The sequence below is a fragment of the Thiomonas islandica genome (assembly GCF_055383445.1).
In genome coordinates, this window is the sequence record NZ_AP042391.1 from 1,605,328 (window position 1) to 1,622,000 (window position 16,673).

At 64.9% G+C, this 16,673-nt stretch carries 17 protein-coding genes; 6 read left to right on the forward strand and 11 right to left on the reverse strand.

From position 1 onward, the window contains the following. Positions 1–11: 11 nt before the first annotated feature. The 4 genes from ACZ47F_RS07860 to ACZ47F_RS07875 all read right to left on the reverse strand — a co-directional run bounded on the left by ACZ47F_RS07860 (position 12) and on the right by ACZ47F_RS07875 (position 2,500). Positions 12–770, reverse strand: coding sequence for an RNA-guided endonuclease InsQ/TnpB family protein (locus ACZ47F_RS07860; RefSeq protein ID WP_464924192.1), 759 nt, complete (start codon positions 768–770; stop codon positions 12–14). After that, entirely contained in the window at positions 676–1,143 is a 468-nt protein-coding gene (locus ACZ47F_RS07865; RefSeq protein WP_464924193.1) for a hypothetical protein, read from the reverse strand. Before ACZ47F_RS07865 ends, ACZ47F_RS07860 begins: the two co-directional genes overlap by 95 nt. A gap of 188 nt (positions 1,144–1,331) precedes the next feature. Further along, positions 1,332–2,129 (reverse strand): GDSL-type esterase/lipase family protein, encoded by a 798-nt coding sequence (locus ACZ47F_RS07870; RefSeq protein ID WP_464924194.1) that lies wholly within the window; start codon positions 2,127–2,129, stop codon positions 1,332–1,334. Further along, complete coding sequence (locus tag ACZ47F_RS07875; protein ID WP_464924195.1) at positions 2,126–2,500, reverse strand: hypothetical protein; 375 nt, start codon at positions 2,498–2,500, stop codon at positions 2,126–2,128. Before ACZ47F_RS07875 ends, ACZ47F_RS07870 begins: the two co-directional genes overlap by 4 nt. Before the next feature lie 460 nt (positions 2,501–2,960). Here ACZ47F_RS07875 and ACZ47F_RS07880 point away from each other — a divergent pair, with 460 nt between their 5' ends. Continuing rightward, positions 2,961–5,228: a diguanylate cyclase gene (locus tag ACZ47F_RS07880; protein ID WP_464924196.1), complete on the forward strand. Its 2,268-nt coding sequence runs from the start codon at positions 2,961–2,963 to the stop codon at positions 5,226–5,228. Between the two features lie 7 nt (positions 5,229–5,235). Here ACZ47F_RS07880 and rsmI read toward each other — a convergent pair whose 3' ends face one another. Continuing rightward, positions 5,236–6,123, reverse strand: a complete 888-nt coding sequence (gene rsmI / locus ACZ47F_RS07885; protein WP_464924197.1) for a 16S rRNA (cytidine(1402)-2'-O)-methyltransferase — start codon at positions 6,121–6,123, stop codon at positions 5,236–5,238. On the opposite strand from rsmI, the gene ACZ47F_RS07890 reads away from it, so the two are divergent. The 4 genes from ACZ47F_RS07890 to ppa are packed head-to-tail and all read left to right on the forward strand — an operon-like array spanning position 6,122 to position 8,417. Continuing rightward, on the forward strand, positions 6,122–6,490 hold the full coding sequence (locus ACZ47F_RS07890; RefSeq protein WP_464924198.1) for a YraN family protein: 369 nt from the start codon (positions 6,122–6,124) through the stop codon (positions 6,488–6,490). The two genes, rsmI and ACZ47F_RS07890, sit on opposite strands and share 2 nt — an antisense overlap. Before the next feature lie 47 nt (positions 6,491–6,537). Continuing rightward, positions 6,538–7,137 (forward strand): phosphoheptose isomerase, encoded by a 600-nt coding sequence (locus tag ACZ47F_RS07895; protein ID WP_464924199.1) that lies wholly within the window; start codon positions 6,538–6,540, stop codon positions 7,135–7,137. Then, a complete protein-coding gene (locus ACZ47F_RS07900; RefSeq protein WP_464924200.1) occupies positions 7,134–7,847 on the forward strand; it encodes a BON domain-containing protein in 714 nt (237 codons plus the stop codon). The genes ACZ47F_RS07895 and ACZ47F_RS07900 overlap by 4 nt, the downstream gene beginning before the upstream one ends. A 39-nt stretch (positions 7,848–7,886) precedes the next feature. Continuing rightward, positions 7,887–8,417, forward strand: a complete 531-nt coding sequence (gene ppa / locus ACZ47F_RS07905; protein ID WP_464924201.1) for an inorganic diphosphatase — start codon at positions 7,887–7,889, stop codon at positions 8,415–8,417. A 25-nt stretch (positions 8,418–8,442) separates the two neighbouring features. Here ppa and waaC read toward each other — a convergent pair whose 3' ends face one another. From waaC to metG, 4 genes are read right to left on the reverse strand one after another with little or no spacing between them, the layout of a single operon-like run. Continuing rightward, a complete protein-coding gene (gene waaC, locus ACZ47F_RS07910) occupies positions 8,443–9,489 on the reverse strand; it encodes a lipopolysaccharide heptosyltransferase I (protein ID WP_464924202.1) in 1,047 nt (348 codons plus the stop codon). Next, positions 9,486–10,385, reverse strand: coding sequence for a Kdo hydroxylase family protein (locus ACZ47F_RS07915; protein ID WP_464924203.1), 900 nt, complete (start codon positions 10,383–10,385; stop codon positions 9,486–9,488). Before ACZ47F_RS07915 ends, waaC begins: the two co-directional genes overlap by 4 nt. 36 nt (positions 10,386–10,421) lie before the next feature. After that, positions 10,422–10,934 carry a TIGR00645 family protein gene (locus ACZ47F_RS07920; protein ID WP_464924204.1) on the reverse strand — a complete coding sequence of 171 codons (513 nt, stop codon included), beginning with the start codon at positions 10,932–10,934 and terminating at the stop codon, positions 10,422–10,424. A 43-nt stretch (positions 10,935–10,977) separates the two neighbouring features. Next, the gene (metG, locus tag ACZ47F_RS07925) at positions 10,978–13,122 is read right to left on the reverse strand and encodes a methionine--tRNA ligase (RefSeq protein ID WP_464926602.1); all 2,145 of its coding nucleotides are present in this window, start codon (positions 13,120–13,122) and stop codon (positions 10,978–10,980) included. Between the two features lie 376 nt (positions 13,123–13,498). On the opposite strand from metG, the gene ACZ47F_RS07930 reads away from it, so the two are divergent. After that, complete coding sequence (locus ACZ47F_RS07930; protein ID WP_464924205.1) at positions 13,499–14,503, forward strand: ketopantoate reductase family protein; 1,005 nt, start codon at positions 13,499–13,501, stop codon at positions 14,501–14,503. Positions 14,504–14,842: 339 nt separating this feature from the next. On the opposite strand, the gene phaP is transcribed toward ACZ47F_RS07930, so the two are convergent. Continuing rightward, complete coding sequence (phaP, locus tag ACZ47F_RS07935) at positions 14,843–15,400, reverse strand: TIGR01841 family phasin (RefSeq protein WP_464924206.1); 558 nt, start codon at positions 15,398–15,400, stop codon at positions 14,843–14,845. Between the two features lie 216 nt (positions 15,401–15,616). Next, positions 15,617–16,648, reverse strand: coding sequence for an inositol monophosphatase family protein (locus tag ACZ47F_RS07940; RefSeq protein ID WP_464924207.1), 1,032 nt, complete (start codon positions 16,646–16,648; stop codon positions 15,617–15,619). Positions 16,649–16,673: the final 25 nt, after the last annotated feature.

Here is a 16,673-nt window from a genome sequence, read left to right on the forward strand (position 1 = left end):
TTGTCCCCGTACTATGCAGCAAGGAAACCTTGATGCTGTTCCGAGACTATAGGCCGATTGACTGCGGCCCTGGCCCTGGACGCGATGTTCCGAGCCGCGTTCACATCTGCGTGGTCTGTGTGCCCACAGGCCACGCAGCGGAACTCTGCTTGAGATGGGCGGTTGGCTTTGTCGATATGACCGCAGGCCGAGCATTCTCGGCTTGTGTTGTGCGGATCGACGAGCGCGAGCACGACACCAGCCCGCTGCGCTTTGTACTCAACGAAAGCGCGAAGCTGATGGAACGCCCAGCCGCCCATCTTCGCTCGTTGCGCCTTGCGAAACCGTGTCCGGTTGCGGATGCCCTTGAGATTCTCAAGGGCAAGTCCACGTCCGGTGCCTTTGGCCTTGGCAACGAGCGATTTGGAAATGCGATGGTTGATCTCCTTGCGAAAGCGTGCTTCCCGACCTGCCATCTTGGCGAGTTTGCGCCGGATGGATTTTGGGCGAAGACCTCGGCGTTTGCGCCCCGCTGCGGCCTTCTGCAAGGCGCGGCGCAGTTCGTGGGCTCGAACCCGGCAAGCCTCGACAGTTTGACCGCTGTGCCGTTCCCCGTCACTGTCGGTGGCAAGATTCTGCACGCCGAGATCGACACCAACAAAGTCTGTGACGGGCAGCTTGGTCCCGTCCGGCAGGTCAACGGTCACGAGTAGAAACCACTTGCCATCCCTGCGACGCCACGAGGTCGCACTGCCCTTTGGCGGACGTAAAGCGCTCCCGTTGATACGCACCCATGGCAAGCGGCACCAGAATGCGTCCGGTCAAGGTCAACAACGACACCCGATCAACGCCTTTGAAGCTCATCATCCGCTGGTCATACGGAATGGCAGCGAACTCGCGAAATCTGGGCCGTTCTGCCTTGTTGCGCTTGTAGGCTTCGCACGCCTGCGCGATGCAGCGCACCGCCATCTGCGCCGAGAGGCCGAAACGCTCGCGCAACGTGCTGTAGTAGAGCTTCTGCAACGCGATCTTATTGGCCGTCTTGCGCACAAACGCTTCATCTGCCAGCCAATCCGCTGCCGCGTTGAAGGCCCGCATGGTCGCCTCAAGGGCGCAAACCTGATCGGGCGTCGGCAGCAGTTGTGTTTGCAGGGTCAGCTTCATATGCGCGAGTACAGGCAAGATAGTGCTATACATCAAGAAGTCTTGATCGAGAGGCGGCGCTTCATCCCCCGACTGAAGTCGGGGGCTTGCGCGCCGAAAATTCTGTGAACCGGGTGTCTTTGGGGAGCAGGGAGGGTGCACCCCAGTATGGCACAGGCATGCGTTACCGGCGCATGCCCTAGGTGCATTCAGGCGCCTGGTTGCATCAGCGCGTCCAGCGTGGGCGCGATCGCCTGGGCGATGCGCTCCATGCCCAGCGCATCCGGGTGCAGCAGCACGGACGGATGCGGGGCATGCCCTTCGAGGTAGAGCTGCGGGTCGGGCTGGCCGTTCGCATCCAGCAGCACATGGCCGGCATCGACAAAGCGCACACGGCGGCTTTGCGCATAGCGCCGTGCCAGCGCGGTGTTGATCTTGATGGTCTCGGCGCTGATCCATGCCGAGCGCCGGCTGGGCAGCACGCCAAGCAGCAGCACCCGTGTGTCGGGCAGCAGCGCATGCACCTTGTCGACCACCGCCTCGATGCCCGGCACAGTGAGATGCGCGCCCCAGTGCGGACGGCCCAAGTTGTTGGCGCCGATCAGCAAAATCAGCACCTTTGGAGAGATGCCCTGCACCTGGCCGTGATCTAGCCGCCACAGCACACTGGCGGTGGTGTCGCCGGTGAAGCCCAGGTTCAGCGGGCGGTAGCGCCCATATTCCCGCTGCCAGATGGGCTGGAAATCGGCCCAGGAGGGCGGCCCGCGGCGCTCCCAGTTTTGCGTGATCGAGTCACCAAGCCAAACCAGTTCCGGCCGGCTGTGGCGCACTTGCTGCAGCGAGGCCTCGAAGCGCCTGCGCCACCAGGGTAGATCCATCCGGCCAATTGGCACCGCGGCCAGATTGACCGCAGCGTCCGCCTGTCCTGCCGCCCACCATGGCACGCAGGACAGCGCGGCCTTGAGCAGGGCGCGGCGGGAGAAGATGCGCGGCGGCGGCGGGTTCACGGCAGGTCCAGTGCCATGCTGTCGGAGGGCGCGTCCGGGGCGGCAGCGGCGGGTGGCGCCAGCAGTGCCCGGTGCGACCCCCAGTTTGCGCTTTGCCGAATGGGCGGCGGGATGAGGTCGATGCATTCTGCCGCGTGGTGCCCTTGCAGATCGCGCCAAACCCCGGCAGGGTCGCGCTGGATCTCCACCCGGGCGCCGCCGCGGGACGAACCATGCCAGCCGATCAGCCGTTGGGCCTGGCCGCTGGCGCTGCGCTCCAGCCGCAGTGCATAGTGATAACCCTCGGTCGTGGTGCCCCGCAGTTCGATATGCGATGGATCGGATGCGGGAGGTTGGTTTGCGGTCGGCCTCGGGCGAAACAGTTTGAACACGGCAGGCAAGGCATGGGGGTTCGGGAGGGCCGAATTATGGCAACACTGAACAAGTCCACTGCGCACTGCGCATCCGGGCTTGCCGATTGGGCCGGCAGACCATGCCGGTGTGGTAACGCGGCGTGCCTGTGCCGCATTGTGTGAGAAAGTTGGCAGTTTTGCCAAATTCATTGCATCGGTGTTTGCCGACACCGGCGCGAGCGTGACGGAATTCACGGACTTGTCTCGGCGGTTTGGAGACAATCGAGCCAAACAGAGATTCCGGCATGGAATGGACATGAATCATGCATCCGATCCACTGAATCCGACAACACACGAGATTGTAAAAAAGCAGGTGGGGGTATGACGTTCAATCCTTCGATCTCCAGGTGGTTTGTCTTGCACCTCAGATGTCTGCGTCGGCTGCGTGCAAACATGGCCTGCCCTTGGTGAATCGCCTCTGCCTTTTTGGTCTGCCGGAATGCACCGCCTTGCAACACGCTCCCTGCTGCGCTGGCTGATGTGGTCAGCAGGGGTGGTCGCATCCTATGTGTTGCTGGCATGGGCCGTACTCGGTGTGCGCTCTGGCGAGGTGGTGCTGTGGCCGTCGGCGGCGGTGGCCGTGTTTGCCCTGCTGGCGCGCGGCCCGTCGATGATTCCCGCGGTGATGCTGGCTTCCTGGCTGAGCAACGGGCTGCTGCTGGGGTGGGGCATGCAGACCAGCGCGCTGATCGCGCTGAGCGATGCGCTGGGGCCGCTGCTCGGTCTGTGGGTCCTGCAACGGCGCGCGGGGGGCTGGAAAGGCTTTACGGTGATGGCCGATGCGGTCTGGTTCATCCTGGCCATGGGAGCACTGGCCGCGGGCGTGTCGGCGGTCCTGGGTGCAGTGGCTGCGGCCTGTTTCGGATGGGGGCGAGTGCCGGTGACGCACGATCTGGCCCTGCAGTGGTGGGCCACGGACATGAGCAGTATCGTCGTGCTCACCCCGGTGGCCGAGTTGATCCGCCAGCAAGGGCAAGCCATGCTGCGCACAACGCTGAATTGGGAGGGCCTGGCGGTGTCGGCCATCGCCGTGGGCGGCACCGTGGCGGTGTATCTGCTGCCCGCCGGGCAGAGTGCCTTGCCCATCGGTCTGGCCAGCCTGGTGATGCTGTCTCTGCTGTGGGCTGCGCTGCGGCTGCCTCTGGTGGTCACCACGGCGTTGTTGGCCGTGGTTGCAGTGCTGATCGTCGCCGCCACGCTACTGCATCTGGGGCCGATGTACAGCATGGTCGGGGAGAATCGGTTCATGGCGGTGCAGATCATCCTGCTGACCCTGGCCAGCGCGTTGCTGCTTGCCGGGTTGATGGCCAACGAACGGGGGCTTGCGCTCAAGCAGGTGCGCGACATCAACGCCACTCTGGAAAAGAAGGTCAACCGCCGCACCGCAGCGCTGCAGATCGCGCAGGCTACGACGCTGGCACAGTTGCGTTTTCAGGAGTCGCTGCTCAATGCCCTGCCCAATCCGGTCGCCTTCAGCGATGCGCAGGGGCGGTTCACCCGGGTGAACACCGCGTTCAATCTCCTGGTGTCACTTGACAATGCCGAGATTCATGGCCGCACCGGCTCGCAAATCCTCGGCCCCACGCTGGGCCGCATCTGGGAAGAGATGGACAGCGAGCTGTTCGACGGCAGCCTGCAGGTCACGCGCGAAGCCCCTTACCTCCACCCCGACCACGAGCCGACCATTTGGATTCTGAACAAGGCACTGCTGCGCGATGCAGTCAGCCGCCAGATCGTCGGGGTGGTCACCAGCATGCAGGACATCACCGCGCTCAAGATGCTGCAACAACAGCTCAGCGAGGACGAGCAGCGTTTTCGCTTTCTGGCGGAAGAGTCTCCTGTGCCTCTGGTCATTACCCGTTTGAGTGACGCCGCTCTGTTGTTTTCCAACAAGGCGTCGGACGATCTGTTTCGTGCCAGCTATGGACAGATGGCGGGCCTGTCGATGCGTCAGGTCTGGGTCGATCCGGCAGACCGGGACAGACTGCTGGGCAGGCTGCAGCGCGAAGGCGGTGTGGTGCGGGGCATGGAGGTCAAGTTGCGGCGCTTCGACGGCAGCGAGGTCTGGCTGCTGCTGTCGGCCACGCGCGGACGTTACCGCGACGAGGATGCGCTGATTCTGGCCTTCAAGGACATCACGCAAGCCAAGGCCCGCGAAGCCGAGCTGCGCAATCTGGCCTATACCGATGTGCTCACCGGCATTCCCAACCGGCGCTTTTTCCTGGCGCGGACTGCGCTGGAACTGCGCAAGGCACAGCGTGAGGGCAGCCCGCTTGCGGTGATGGCGCTGGACATCGACCGCTTCAAGCAGATCAACGACACCCTGGGCCATCAGGGCGGCGATGCGGTGATCCGCTGCTTTGCTCAGACCTGCGTGCAGCAGTTGCGCACTCAGGACGTCTGCGGCCGGCTCGGTGGCGACGAATTTGCCATTTTGCTGCCACAGACTACCCGGCAGGTGGCGTTCGAGGTCGCGCAGCGTCTGCGCCTGAGCATCCAGGAGGCCGGCTGCATGCCAGAGCTGCAGCGGGCGGCTGCACAGCTCAAGCTCACGGCGAGCATCGGGATTGCCGAGTTCGTGCCGACTACGGCCTCGATCGATGTGGACGAGCTGCTCGACCGCGCGGATCAGGCGCTCTATCGCGCCAAGCAAGCCGGACGCAACCGGGTGGAAATCTGGACCGGCGAGCCGCCGCGGCCGGCGTGAGCACGCGCTACGCCTTCTGATCCAGCAGCCAGCGGTACAGCAGGTCGCGTTTGAGCCCTGTCAGATCGGCGGTCACGGCTGCGGCGCGCGAGGCCGGCAGTTCCTGTGCCAGACGGTGCAGCAGCGCCGTTGCCCCGGCATCGAGCTCGGCCGCAGCGGTCTGCGGCACCAGCAGCAGCACGAACTCCCCCTGCGCCCGTTTCGGATCGGCCTCCAGCCAGTCGAGCGCGGTTTGGGCGGTGCAGGGCAGCACGGCCTCGAACTGCTTGGTCAACTCCTTGGCCAGCACCAAGCGGGCCTGCGGGTCGATGGCGTGCAGCGCGCGCAGACAGGCGTGGATGCGATGCGGCGCCTCGAAAAACACCGTCACCCGCGGGCCGCGCAGCGCGGCCAGCAAAAAGCTGCGCCGCGCCGCGGCTTTGTCCGGCGCGAAGCCGGCAAAGCAATACCCTGCCTGCAGGTCCAGCCCGCTGGCACTCAGCGCTGCGGGCACCGCGCTGGGGCCCGGCACGGGGATGACCCGAAGCCCTGCGGCGTGTACCGCCGCAGCGATGTGGTTGCCGGGATCGCTGATGCCCGGAGTGCCCGCGTCGCTGACAATAGCGACGCGCTCACCGGCAGCCACCGCGGCAACGATCTGCCTTGCCGCCTGCGCCTCGCAGTGCTGGTCGCAGCGCAGGGTGGGCTTGTGCAGGCCGAAGGCGCCGAGCAGCCGCCGCGCGCTGCGCGTGTCTTCGGCGGCGATGCGCTCGGCGTGATGCAGCACGGCCAGCGCACGCAGGCTGATGTCGGCCAGATTGCCGATTGGGCTGGCCACCATGTAGAGCGCGGGAGGAAAATCCTGCTGTGCGCAAGCGTCCAGCGCGGCTTGGATCGGGGAGGGCAAAGTGGGCATGGTGCAGTCGTGGCGACGGCGCGTGGCGCGTCGTCTGGGGCAGTCGGCAGAGGATCAGGCCTGCGCTGAACTGCAGGCACGCGGGATGCGGCTGGTCGAGCGCAATTATCGGGTGCGCGCTGGCGAGATCGACCTGATCGCGCGCGCGCCCGACGGCACACTGGTGTTCGTCGAGGTGCGCGCTCGCAGCGGCGATGGGCATGGCGGTGCGGCCGGCAGCATCGACGCCCGCAAGCGCGAGCGCATCATCCTGGCGGCGCGGCACTATCTGGCGCGGCTGCCCGAAGAGCCGGCGTGCCGCTTCGACGTAGTTCTGCTCGACGCCGGAGGGCTGCAGTGGCTGCCTGGCGCGTTTACAGCGGACTGAAGCCGAGCGCCACAGGGCCTAACATCACGGCTTTTATCCCTACTGCCATGCTCGAACAGCGGATTCAGCAGCACTTTTTCGACAGCGCCGACCTGAAGTATCAGGCGGCAGAACTTCTCGCCGGGCCGATTGCACGCGCGGTGGATCTGCTGGCCACCGCGGTATCGAACGGCCACAAGATTCTGATCTGCGGCAACGGCGGCTCGGCTGCGGACAGCCAGCACCTGGCTGCGGAGCTGGTGGGTCGTTTCGAGCGTGAGCGTCCGGAGCTGGCTGCGATCGCGCTGACCACCGATACCTCCATTCTCACTGCGGTCTCGAACGACTACGGTTTCGATCAGGTGTTTGCCAAGCAAGTGCGGGCGCTGGGCCTGCCGGGCGATGTGCTTGTGGCACTGAGCACCAGCGGCAATTCGGCCAGCATCGTCGAGGCGGTGCGTGCGGCGCAGTCGCGCGACATGACCGTACTGGCGCTGACCGGTCGCACCGGGGGGCGTGTGGCCGGGCTGCTGCGCGAGGCCGACGTGCACATTGCCGTGCCCAACGACCGCACCGCTCGCATCCAGGAGGTGCATCTGCTGGCGCTGCACTGTCTTTGCGATGGCTTAGACTGGACGCTGATGGGTGAACCGGAGCCTTCGCCATGACGCAGATGCACGCACACAATCTCTCCCGATCCCTGGACTGCACACCCCGCCGCCGGCGCGGCCTTTGGCGCGCGGCGGGTCTGCTGGCCGTGGTGCTGGCAGCCACTCAACTGCAGGGCTGTTTCGTGCTCGGCCTGGGGGCGGTGGGCGCCACGGCCTATGTCGTCACCGACCGGCGCACTGCCGGCTCCATCCTCGAGGACAACACCATCGAGCTCAAGGCAGACAACCGCATCAGCAGGGCGCTGGGTAGCGATACCAATGTCCGCGCGGTGAGCTATAACCAGCAGGTGCTGCTGGTGGGGCAGGTGCCGACCGAGGCGGACAAGCTCAAGGCAGCTGAAATCGTGCAGGGCGTGCCCAATGTCAAGGCAGTGCTCAACGAAATCGACGTCGGCCCGGTGGCTGATCTCAACCGTCAGGCGACCGACTCGCTCATCACCACCAAAGTGCGCGCCCGTCTGATCGACGCGCACGACATTTTCGGCAATGCCTTCAAGGTCACCACGTCCAACAGCGTGGTCTATCTGATGGGCATCGTGACCCAGCGCGAGGCCGACCGCGCGGTGGAAATCGCCCGCAGCACCACCGGTGTGTCCAAGGTGGTGACCATGTTCAACATCATCAGCGAGCAGCAGTTGCAGCAGATCGAAAACCCGCAGAAAACCAATGCACCGCCTGCCGAGCCACGCGGCAACGACCCGGCTTGATTTCCCCGATTTCCATTACCCACTTCCAGAGGACTGTATATGAGCTTGCGTGATGTTCCCGCTGGCAAGAGCCTGCCCGACGATTTCAATGTGGTCATCGAGATTCCCGCCCATGCCCCGCCGGTGAAGTACGAGGTGGACAAGGCCACCGGCGCGCTGTTCGTCGATCGTTTTATGTCCACCGCGATGCACTATCCGTGCAATTACGGCTACATCCCGCAAACGCTGTCCGAAGACGGCGATCCGGTGGACGTGCTGGTCGTCACCCCCATTCCTCTGGTGCACGGCTGTGTGGTGCGCTGCCGCCCGGTTGGCATGCTCAAGATGACCGACGAGGCCGGGCCAGATGCCAAACTGATCGCGGTGCCGGTGGACAAGCTGTTGCCGCAGTACCGCCACGTCCAAAAGCCCGAAGACCTGCCGGGCGAGCTACTGCGGCAGATCGAACATTTTTTCAACCACTACAAGGATCTCGAGCCGGGCAAGTGGGTCAAGACCGAGGGCTGGGCCGGTGCCGACGCCGCCCGCGCCGAAATCAGCGCCAGCGCGACCCGCTACACCGCCAAGTAATCCCGTCGCGCGCCGCAGGGAGCGCTCAGGCCGTCTGCTGCGCTATCGGCGGCGCACCTGTGAGTTCCCGCACGGCCTGCCACGCGGCCTCGACATCGGGACTCACTCCGTGGCCGCCCAGGGTGCGCGCCAGTTCTGCAGAGGTCGGAGTGAACAGCTCCGGCCCGGTGCTGACGAACAGCCCGACCACCGGGCGACGCAGCGCAGCAGCCAGGTGAGTGAAACCGGTGTCGACGCCGATCACCAGGCTGCTTTGGGCGATGACCGGCAGCATGTCGAGCAGGTTGCGGCGCGTGAGGATCCGCGCCGTGCCTGCAGGCAGGTTGGCGACCAGCTGCTGCGCGCGGATGTGCTCCTGGGCATTCCCCCAGGTCAGATGCAGCCGCATGCCGCTGTGCACCAGCCGGGTCGCGAGCTGCTGCCAGCGTTCCAGCGGCCAGAGCTTGTCGGGCTTGGACGCCCCATGGGCGAGAAACACCGTCGGCACCGCGCAGGGTTGCGGTGGAGGAGCGAAACGCCGGTCGATCGCGTAGTCGACAGGGTGTGCCGGATCGGTGTCGAACACTGCACGGGCAAACACCCTGCGGCCCTCGGTGCCGTGCACCCCGGGCGGACGGGCAAAGTGCAGGTGGTAGGCGCGCGCGGCCAGAGGCTCGCCCCCGCAGTCCTGCGCGCGGTAGCCCACGCGCACGGGGCTGCGCGCCAGCCGGCAGACCAGCGCACTCTTGAGCACACTGTGCGGGTCCCAGACCAGATCGTAGGGCTGGGCGCGTAGCGCGCGTATAGCCGACCACAGCGCCCGCAGCGCGGCGGGATTGCGCTGCTGCTGCAGGGCCTTGAGCGGCAGCGCAAAGACCTGGTGTACTGCGGGATGCAGGCGGGGGATGTCGGCAAACCGGGCGTCCACCGCCCAGTCGATTTCAATGCCGGGCCAGCGCGCCGCGATGTCAGAGACTGCCGGCAAGGTCTGCACCTGATCGCCCATCGCGGAAATCTGCACCAGCAGAACGCGGCGCGGCGAGACAGGCAAGCCGCCCCGGCCCCACTGCAGTGGCAGGGCGGGAGGACTCATGCGGCAGGCAGCAGCGCCTTGCCGAGCAGGTCTTCGAGCATCTTGAGTGGCGCGGTGTGCGGGTAGAGCTGATGCGCCGGCTCGAGGTAGAAGGTCTGCTCCATCATGTACTGACCTCCCATCACAGCGTGCAGCACCTGATCGGAAAACACTACCCAGGTCGTGCCTGGGGCGAAATCCACACTGCGTTGCGGTGCGTCGTTCTGGTAGGCCAGATCGGCCTTGACCTTGTCATGCAGCTGCAGCATGTAGTGGTCGTATTCGGTGCGTCTGGACTTGGTGATTCCCAGCGCGTGCATTAGCGCGGCGGAGCCAGGGATCGGGGGCCTGAGCCGGGGCGCGAAACGCTGCAGGAAGTCGGGGAAGGGCTCGCCCACGCGCCAGCGGCGCGGTGCGCCGGCGGGGTTGATGTTGGTGAACACGCGCAGAAGCCGGACCCCGTGCACCGGGGTAGACGCAAATGCATCGACATGCAACCGGGTGTCGTCCTTGCGCCAGCTGGTGTTGCGCCCCTCGACCTGCACCGGGCGATACGACGCCTTGGCCGTGCGCAGCCGGCCGCGGTAGTGCGGGAACAAGCGGTCGACCAGATGCTGCGCCTGCACGGAAAAACGCTGGATCATGTCGCGCAGCGCATGCTGGTCCTGCGCACTGCCACTGGCGCCACGGATGTTGCCATCATCGCGCAGGCTGATGTTCTTGGCCTTGCCGTTGCTGACCGCGGGGGTGAGAAAGCGCCGTTCAGACGCGCCGAGGGTGAACGCCAATTGCGGAAAGCACAGTACATGGCCAGCCTCGAGCAGGTGCTCGACACTCGTGGTCGGCGCCTGTGCCGTGGGTTGGGCGTCCCAGGTGGAATCGGGAAAGTTGCGAATGATGTCGTCGAGGGCGGCCACGCCAAGCTCCTGCAAAAAATTCCAGCCTAGCCCGACTCAGTGATTGTCCGCCTTGATCCCGGACAGGCGATCCATCAGCGCGAACATCACTCCGGAAAACACCAGCACCAGGTGGATGACGATGGCCCAGAGCATGTCGTCGCGGCTGGCTTCGCGCACATTGACGAAGTATTTCAGCAGCTCGATGCCCGAGATGGCCACGATGGAGCCGATGAGCTTGAGCTTGAGGTCGGAGAAGGTGACATGCCCCATCCAGCCCGGGCGGTCTTCATGGTTGGCGGTGTCGATCTTGGAGACGAAGTTTTCGTATCCGGCAAAGATGATGATCAGCAGCAGATTGGCCACGAGGGCGATGTCGACCAGCGACAGAATCGCCAGCATCGCTTCGCCCGCACTGCCGGCGAACACCACATTCACCGCGCTGACAAAGGTCTTGACGAACTTCACCAGCAGCAGCCCGATGCCCAGCACCAGGCCGAGATAGAACGGAGCAAGCAGCCAGCGGCTACCGAAAATCAGCACTTCCAGGGCATGTTCGACGCGTTTCATGGCGGGGACGAATGGTCGGGATGGTAAGAGGACGAGCTACGCTTCAACGCACCCGCATGCCGGGCTTTGCGCCCGCGTGCGGTTCCAGTATGTACAGCCCGGGCTCGGCTTTTTCGTCGGCACTGCTGGCAGCCAGCACCATGCCTTCGCTGAGGCCGAATTTCATCTTGCGCGGCGCGAGGTTGGCCACCAGCACCGTGAGCTTGCCGATCAGATCCTGTGGTGCATAGGCGCTGGCGATGCCGGAAAACACATTGCGCAGCCGTGGCTGCCCGTCGGGCGTGGTTTCGCCGACGTCCAGAGTCAGGCGCAGCAGCTTGGTCGAGCCTTCGACCTTCTCGGCATGCGCAATGCGGGCGATACGCAGGTCGATCCTGGTGAAGTCATCGATGGTGATCATGGGCTCTTGCCCGGCGGGTTGTGCTGGGTTGGGCATGGCTGGCGCAGGGGACGAAGGGGCAGTCGCGGCGGGGGTGTCGCTGGCCAACAGGCTGTCGAGCGCCTTGGGGTCGATGCGGTGCATCAGATGCTGGTAAGGCGAAATGCGCTGCGGCAGTTCGACCGCATCGCTCCAGACGAGATCGCGGTCGAGGCCGAAGAACTCGCGGGCCACGCGGCCAGCAAGCGCGGGCAGCACCGGCGCGAGCAACACCGACAGTAGCCAGAAACCGGCCAGGGCGTGCGAACAGCTGTCCTGCAGCTCGGCGCGGCGGGATTCGTCCTTGGCGGCAATCCAGGGCTGAGCGGCGTCGAATGCGGTGTTGATGCGGTCTGCATGTGCCATGATCTCGCGCAGCGCGCGGGCGTATTCCCGTGCCTCGTATGCCGCGGCCACATCATCTGCCAGCGCCTGTGCGGCATCGCGCAGCGGCGCGGTCGAGCCAACGTAGCCCAGCCTGCCATCGAAAAACTGGTTGATGAACCGGGCGGCGCGGCTGGCGATGTTGACATACTTGCCGATCAGATCGGCATTGACCCGGGCGACGAAATCCTCCGCGGTGAAGTCCACGTCCTCGACCTTGGCGGTCAGTTTGGCCGCGAGGTAATAACGCAGCCACTCCGGGTTCAGGCCGAGGTCGAGGTATTTGAGCGGCGAGATGCCGGTGCCCCGGCTTTTGCTCATCTTCTCGCCGCCCACAGTGACAAAGCCGTGCACATTGATCTGGCTTGGCGTCTTACGGCCGGAGAAGTGCAGGGTGGCCGGCCAGAACAGGGTGTGGAAATAGACAATGTCCTTGCCGATGAAATGCACCTGCTCCACCTGCGGATCGGCGACGAAAGTCTCGAAGTTCTGCGTGGTGCGCGACGGCGGGTGCCAGTGCTGCGCGGCGCCGCCCTTGTCGAAATGGTTTTTCAGGCTGGCGAGATAGCCGATCGGCGCGTCGAGCCAGACGTAGAAATATTTGCCGGGCGCATCCGGGATTTCGATGCCGAAATACGGCGCGTCGCGCGAGATGTCCCAGTCGGCCAGGCCGCCATGGCCGTGTTCGTCGGTGGTGAACCACTCGCGCACCTTGTTGAGCACCTCGGTCTGCAGATGCGGCTGACCGTGAGCGTTGCTGGCCTGTGTCCATTCGCGCAGAAACGCGGCGCAGCGCTCGGACGAGAGCTGGAAAAAATAATGCTCGCTTTTGCGCAGCTCGGGAGTGGCGCCGGAGAGCGCGGAGTAAGGGTTCTTCAGCTCGGTCGGCGAGTAGACCGCACCGCACACCTCGCAGGCGTCGCCATATTGGTCGGACGCGCCGCATTTCGGGCACTGTCCCTTGATGTAGCGGTCGGGCAGGAACATGCCCTTGACCGGGTCAAAGAACTGCTCGATCTCGCGCACCGCGATCAGGCCGTTTTTGCGCAACGCGCGGTAGATGTCCTGCGCGAGCTGCGTGTTTTCCGGGCTGTGGGTGCTATGCCAGTTGTCGAAACGGATATGAAAGCCGTCGAGATAAGGCTTGCGCGTGGCGGCGATGTCGGCGACGAACTGCTGCGGCGTCTTGCCGGCCTTCTCGGCAGCGATCATGATCGGGGCACCGTGCGCATCGTCGGCACTGACGAAATGCACCTCATGGCCCTGCATGCGCTGAAACCGCACCCAGATGTCGGCCTGGATGTACTCCATGATGTGGCCGATATGGAACGGGCCGTTGGCATACGGCAGGGCGGTGGTGACGAACAGGCGGCGCTTGGAGATCATGTTTGGCATCGAGGGGATGGCGCAGCAAAACGGAGTGAGGTGATCGCACGCAAGGGCGGGCTGCCAGTGAGACCTTCAGCGGCCTGCCGATTCGCAGCAGAGGCTGGCCGTGCACGAAGCGACGCCCCGACTCTTCTCCGCTTGTGGGGTGAGGTGGAGCCTTGCATCAGCTGCCGGGCAGTGCCGAGCAAACTGCCATTTTAGGGTGACACGCGGCAGGTCCGGTGCGCCGCCCCGATGTGCGCAGGCGCTGTGCCGCCAACTGGTGCGCAGGCGGGCGCCGTCTCATCGTGGTGTCTGCCGGGCGCAGCAGACCGACGGACGGTGGCGTGCTATCGTGCTGCGGCGTTTTGCGGACAGATTCGGAGCAAGACACATGGCTGCAGTCTGGAAGATCGTGGTGGTGGGCGCCGGTGCCGTGGGCGGTATGCTGGCGGTGAAGCTGGCAGCGGCTGGCCATGCGGTGGGAGTTCTGGCGCGCGGCGCACATCTGCAGGCGATCTGCACTGCCGGGCTTTGCCTGGAAGACCCGCAGGAGCGCCTGTGCGTCCAATTGCAGGCCAGTCATGATCTGGGTGATTTTGGCGCGCAGGACCTGGTGATCCTGGGGCTCAAGGCGCACCAGATTGGACAAGTCCTGCCGCGGCTGCGCCCCTTGCTGCGTGCGGACACGGTGGTGCTGCCGGCGGTCAACGGCGTGCCCTGGTGGTATTTCCACGGCGATCGCAGCGCATACGCGAGGACGGCAGACGGACGCACCGCCCACCTGCAGAGCATCGACCCGGACGGCCGCATGCTGGCTGCGCTCGACCCGGCGTGTCTGGTCGGATGTGTGGTGCATGCCAGAGCCGAAGTGGTCAGCCCCGGGCTGATTCGCGGCAACGGGCAGTCTCGCTATGTTCTGGGTGAGCCTGCGCACCAGATCACGCCGCGGGTGCAGGCGCTGGCCGACATGCTGCGCGATGCAGGCTGCGATCCGCAGGTCACGCCGCGCATCCGCGATGCGATCTGGATGAAGCTGTTGGGCAACGCGACCTTCAATCCGGTGGCGGCGCTGACCCGGGCGCGGATGGATGCGATCTGCGACAACCCCGAGCTGATCGTGCTCATCCGCGCAGGCATGGCCGAACTCATGGATCTGGCCAGGGCCTATGGCTGCGATCCGCTGGTCAGTATCGAGCAACGCCTGAAGATCGCCCGGGGCATCGGCCCGGTGAAAATTTCCACCCTGCAGGACCTGGAGCGCAGGCGTGCGCTGGAGATCGGCGCGCTGCTGCATGCGCCGCTGGAGATGGCCGCTCGCGCTGGGCATCGCATGCCCACGCTGCAGATGCTCAGCGCCCTGCTTGGCGAGCTCGACAGGCAGGTTCGCGCGGCCTGAGCGGCCGAAGGCAACACACTCAACAAGTCCCCTGCGCGCTGCGCATCCGGGGCTGCGGGCGGTTTGCGGCGCAGCCCGCGCTCGCCATCGCTTGGGCGGTTGTCTCGCTGGGCGCCTTGCATCCCATCCCGCGGCCCGGCGCGCAGCATCACAAGGACTGATCCAGTGTCCGCTGGCCAAAAAAAAGCCGGTCGGGCGACCGGCTGCAAAGGTACCTTTGGGGTACCGAGGAGACAAGCTGTTGGGCAGGTGACGGGATCGACCGCGTTGCCACCTTGCCCGCTTCCTGCATAACGCGGCGTTCGCCTTGGCGATGACACGCCGCGTCAAAAAAATCTGTCAGGCTGCGGCGCGCTTGGCGGCGGTGCGGGTCGACTGCGCAGCCTTCATCGCGGTGTTGGTGACCGCGTTGATGTTGGCCTCGACTGCCTCGGCGGCCTGCCTAGTAACTTTCTGCACCGAGTCATAGGCGTTGTTGGCAGCGTTCAGCGCACTTTTCATCATCGCCACGGCGGTTTCGGAGCCGGCGGGGGCGTTCTTGGCAGCGGTTTCGGCCAGTTCCATGAATTTCTTGTGCGACTCGGCGAACTGCGACTCGGCGACCTTGGCCATCTCGGCCTGCGCGCTGGAGGCGATTTCGTAGGCGTGGCGGGTATAGGACAGCATCTTTTCTGCCATCGGCTGCATCCAGCTGGACTGCAGATTGGCCAGTTCCTGCATGTCCTTGACCGACAGCAGTGCCATGGTGTGTTCGGCGCTTTCCTGCAGCGAGGTTTTCATCGCCTGCATGTTGAGGTCGACCAGCTTTTCCATGTGATCTATGGATTTGCTTGCCATGTCGAAAAAGGTGGCGAACTGCGATTTTTGCGCGGCGGTGAACTGTTCGGGGGTCATCATGATGTCTCTCCTGGGGTTAGGGGCGTTGGCCACGGGGCGGCAGCCAACACATTGTGAACCTGGAACCGTGTCATGTTGATGACGATCTGCCCGGGCTCTTGTGCACTGCACAAGCCTTATTTTAGGGTCAATCCCAGCGATTGCAAGAGAAATTTGTGCGTCGCAGCAAAAGCGCGGTGCACCGGAAAATCGACTGAAAATCAGAGCACTGGTCGATCATGCCTTGATACGCCTGGGTTTGTAGACCGATGCGGGAGAGGATTTTGCGGTTTGCCGTGGCTTGTTGACATCCCCCGCCTTGATGCGCCGCGGCACGGGCTTGGCCCGTTTGTCCACGGGGACGACGAGAGTCCCGTCGCGCTGTTTGGTGGCAGCCTTCTCAGGCACGTGACGCTGTGCATCGGCGGGCTCGTCAGTGGCGTGGGGCGCGCTCGTGCCGGCCGGCGCAGGCCCGGTGGCTCTGGAATAGGGTTGCAGCAGGGCGACAAGCTGGCCGTAGACCCGCGGCGTGGCGGCAAGCACTTCGCCGCTGAACAGATGGTTGCCGTCCCCGGCAAAATTGCCGATCAGCCCGCCGGCTTCGGTGACGAGCAGGCTGCCGGCCGCGATATCCCAGGGTTTGAGGCCGGTCTCGAAAAAGCCGTCGTAGCGGCCCGCGGCCACATAGGCCAGATCGATCGCGGCCGCGCCCGGGCGGCGCAGACCGACGCAGCGCTGCGCGACGCGCTTGAACATCTCCAGATAGGTGTCGAAGTCATCGTTCTTGCGGAACGGAAAGCCGGTGCCGATCAGGCTGTCTTCGAGCCGTACGCGGTTGGACACACGAATGCGCCGGCTGTTGAGAAAGGCTCCTGCACCGCGGGTCGCGGTGAAGAGCTCGTCGCGGGTGGGGTCGTAGACCACCGCCTGCTGCACCACACCGCGATGCGCAAGCGCAATGGACACGGCGTACACCGGCATGCCGTGGATGAAGTTGGTGGTGCCGTCCAGCGGATCGATGATCCACTGGTATTCCGAGCCGGTATCGCCAAATGCGCTGCCGGTTTCCTCGCCCAGAATGCCGTGTTGCGGAAACGCCTTGAGCAGCACGTCGATGATCGCCTGCTCTGCGGCGCGGTCGACTTCTGTGACGAAATCGTTGGCGGCCTTTTGCGCCACGCGCAGCAGGTCGATGTCGAGGCTGGCGCGGTTGATGATCTTGCCGGCTTCGCGCGCTGCGCGAACGGCCACATTGAGCATGGGATGCATGGTGTCCTGGGCGCCAGCAACGACA

Excerpts from the sequence above, each read along its gene's own strand:
- ACZ47F_RS07865 (WP_464924193.1), bottom strand. The coding sequence starts at position 1,143 with ATGAAGCTGACCCTGCAAACACAACTGCTGCCGACGCCCGATCAGGTT.
- ACZ47F_RS07880 (WP_464924196.1), top strand. The coding sequence starts at position 2,961 with ATGCACCGCCTTGCAACACGCTCCCTGCTGCGCTGGCTGATGTGGTCA.
- ACZ47F_RS07890 (WP_464924198.1), top strand. The coding sequence starts at position 6,122 with ATGGTGCAGTCGTGGCGACGGCGCGTGGCGCGTCGTCTGGGGCAGTCG.
- rsmI (WP_464924197.1), bottom strand. The coding sequence starts at position 6,123 with ATGCCCACTTTGCCCTCCCCGATCCAAGCCGCGCTGGACGCTTGCGCA.
- ACZ47F_RS07895 (WP_464924199.1), top strand. The coding sequence starts at position 6,538 with ATGCTCGAACAGCGGATTCAGCAGCACTTTTTCGACAGCGCCGACCTG.
- ACZ47F_RS07900 (WP_464924200.1), top strand. The coding sequence starts at position 7,134 with ATGACGCAGATGCACGCACACAATCTCTCCCGATCCCTGGACTGCACA.
- ppa (WP_464924201.1), top strand. The coding sequence starts at position 7,887 with ATGAGCTTGCGTGATGTTCCCGCTGGCAAGAGCCTGCCCGACGATTTC.
- waaC (WP_464924202.1), bottom strand. The coding sequence starts at position 9,489 with ATGAGTCCTCCCGCCCTGCCACTGCAGTGGGGCCGGGGCGGCTTGCCT.
- ACZ47F_RS07920 (WP_464924204.1), bottom strand. The coding sequence starts at position 10,934 with ATGAAACGCGTCGAACATGCCCTGGAAGTGCTGATTTTCGGTAGCCGC.
- metG (WP_464926602.1), bottom strand. The coding sequence starts at position 13,122 with ATGATCTCCAAGCGCCGCCTGTTCGTCACCACCGCCCTGCCGTATGCC.
- ACZ47F_RS07930 (WP_464924205.1), top strand. The coding sequence starts at position 13,499 with ATGGCTGCAGTCTGGAAGATCGTGGTGGTGGGCGCCGGTGCCGTGGGC.
- phaP (WP_464924206.1), bottom strand. The coding sequence starts at position 15,400 with ATGATGACCCCCGAACAGTTCACCGCCGCGCAAAAATCGCAGTTCGCC.
- ACZ47F_RS07940 (WP_464924207.1), bottom strand. The coding sequence starts at position 16,648 with ATGCATCCCATGCTCAATGTGGCCGTTCGCGCAGCGCGCGAAGCCGGC.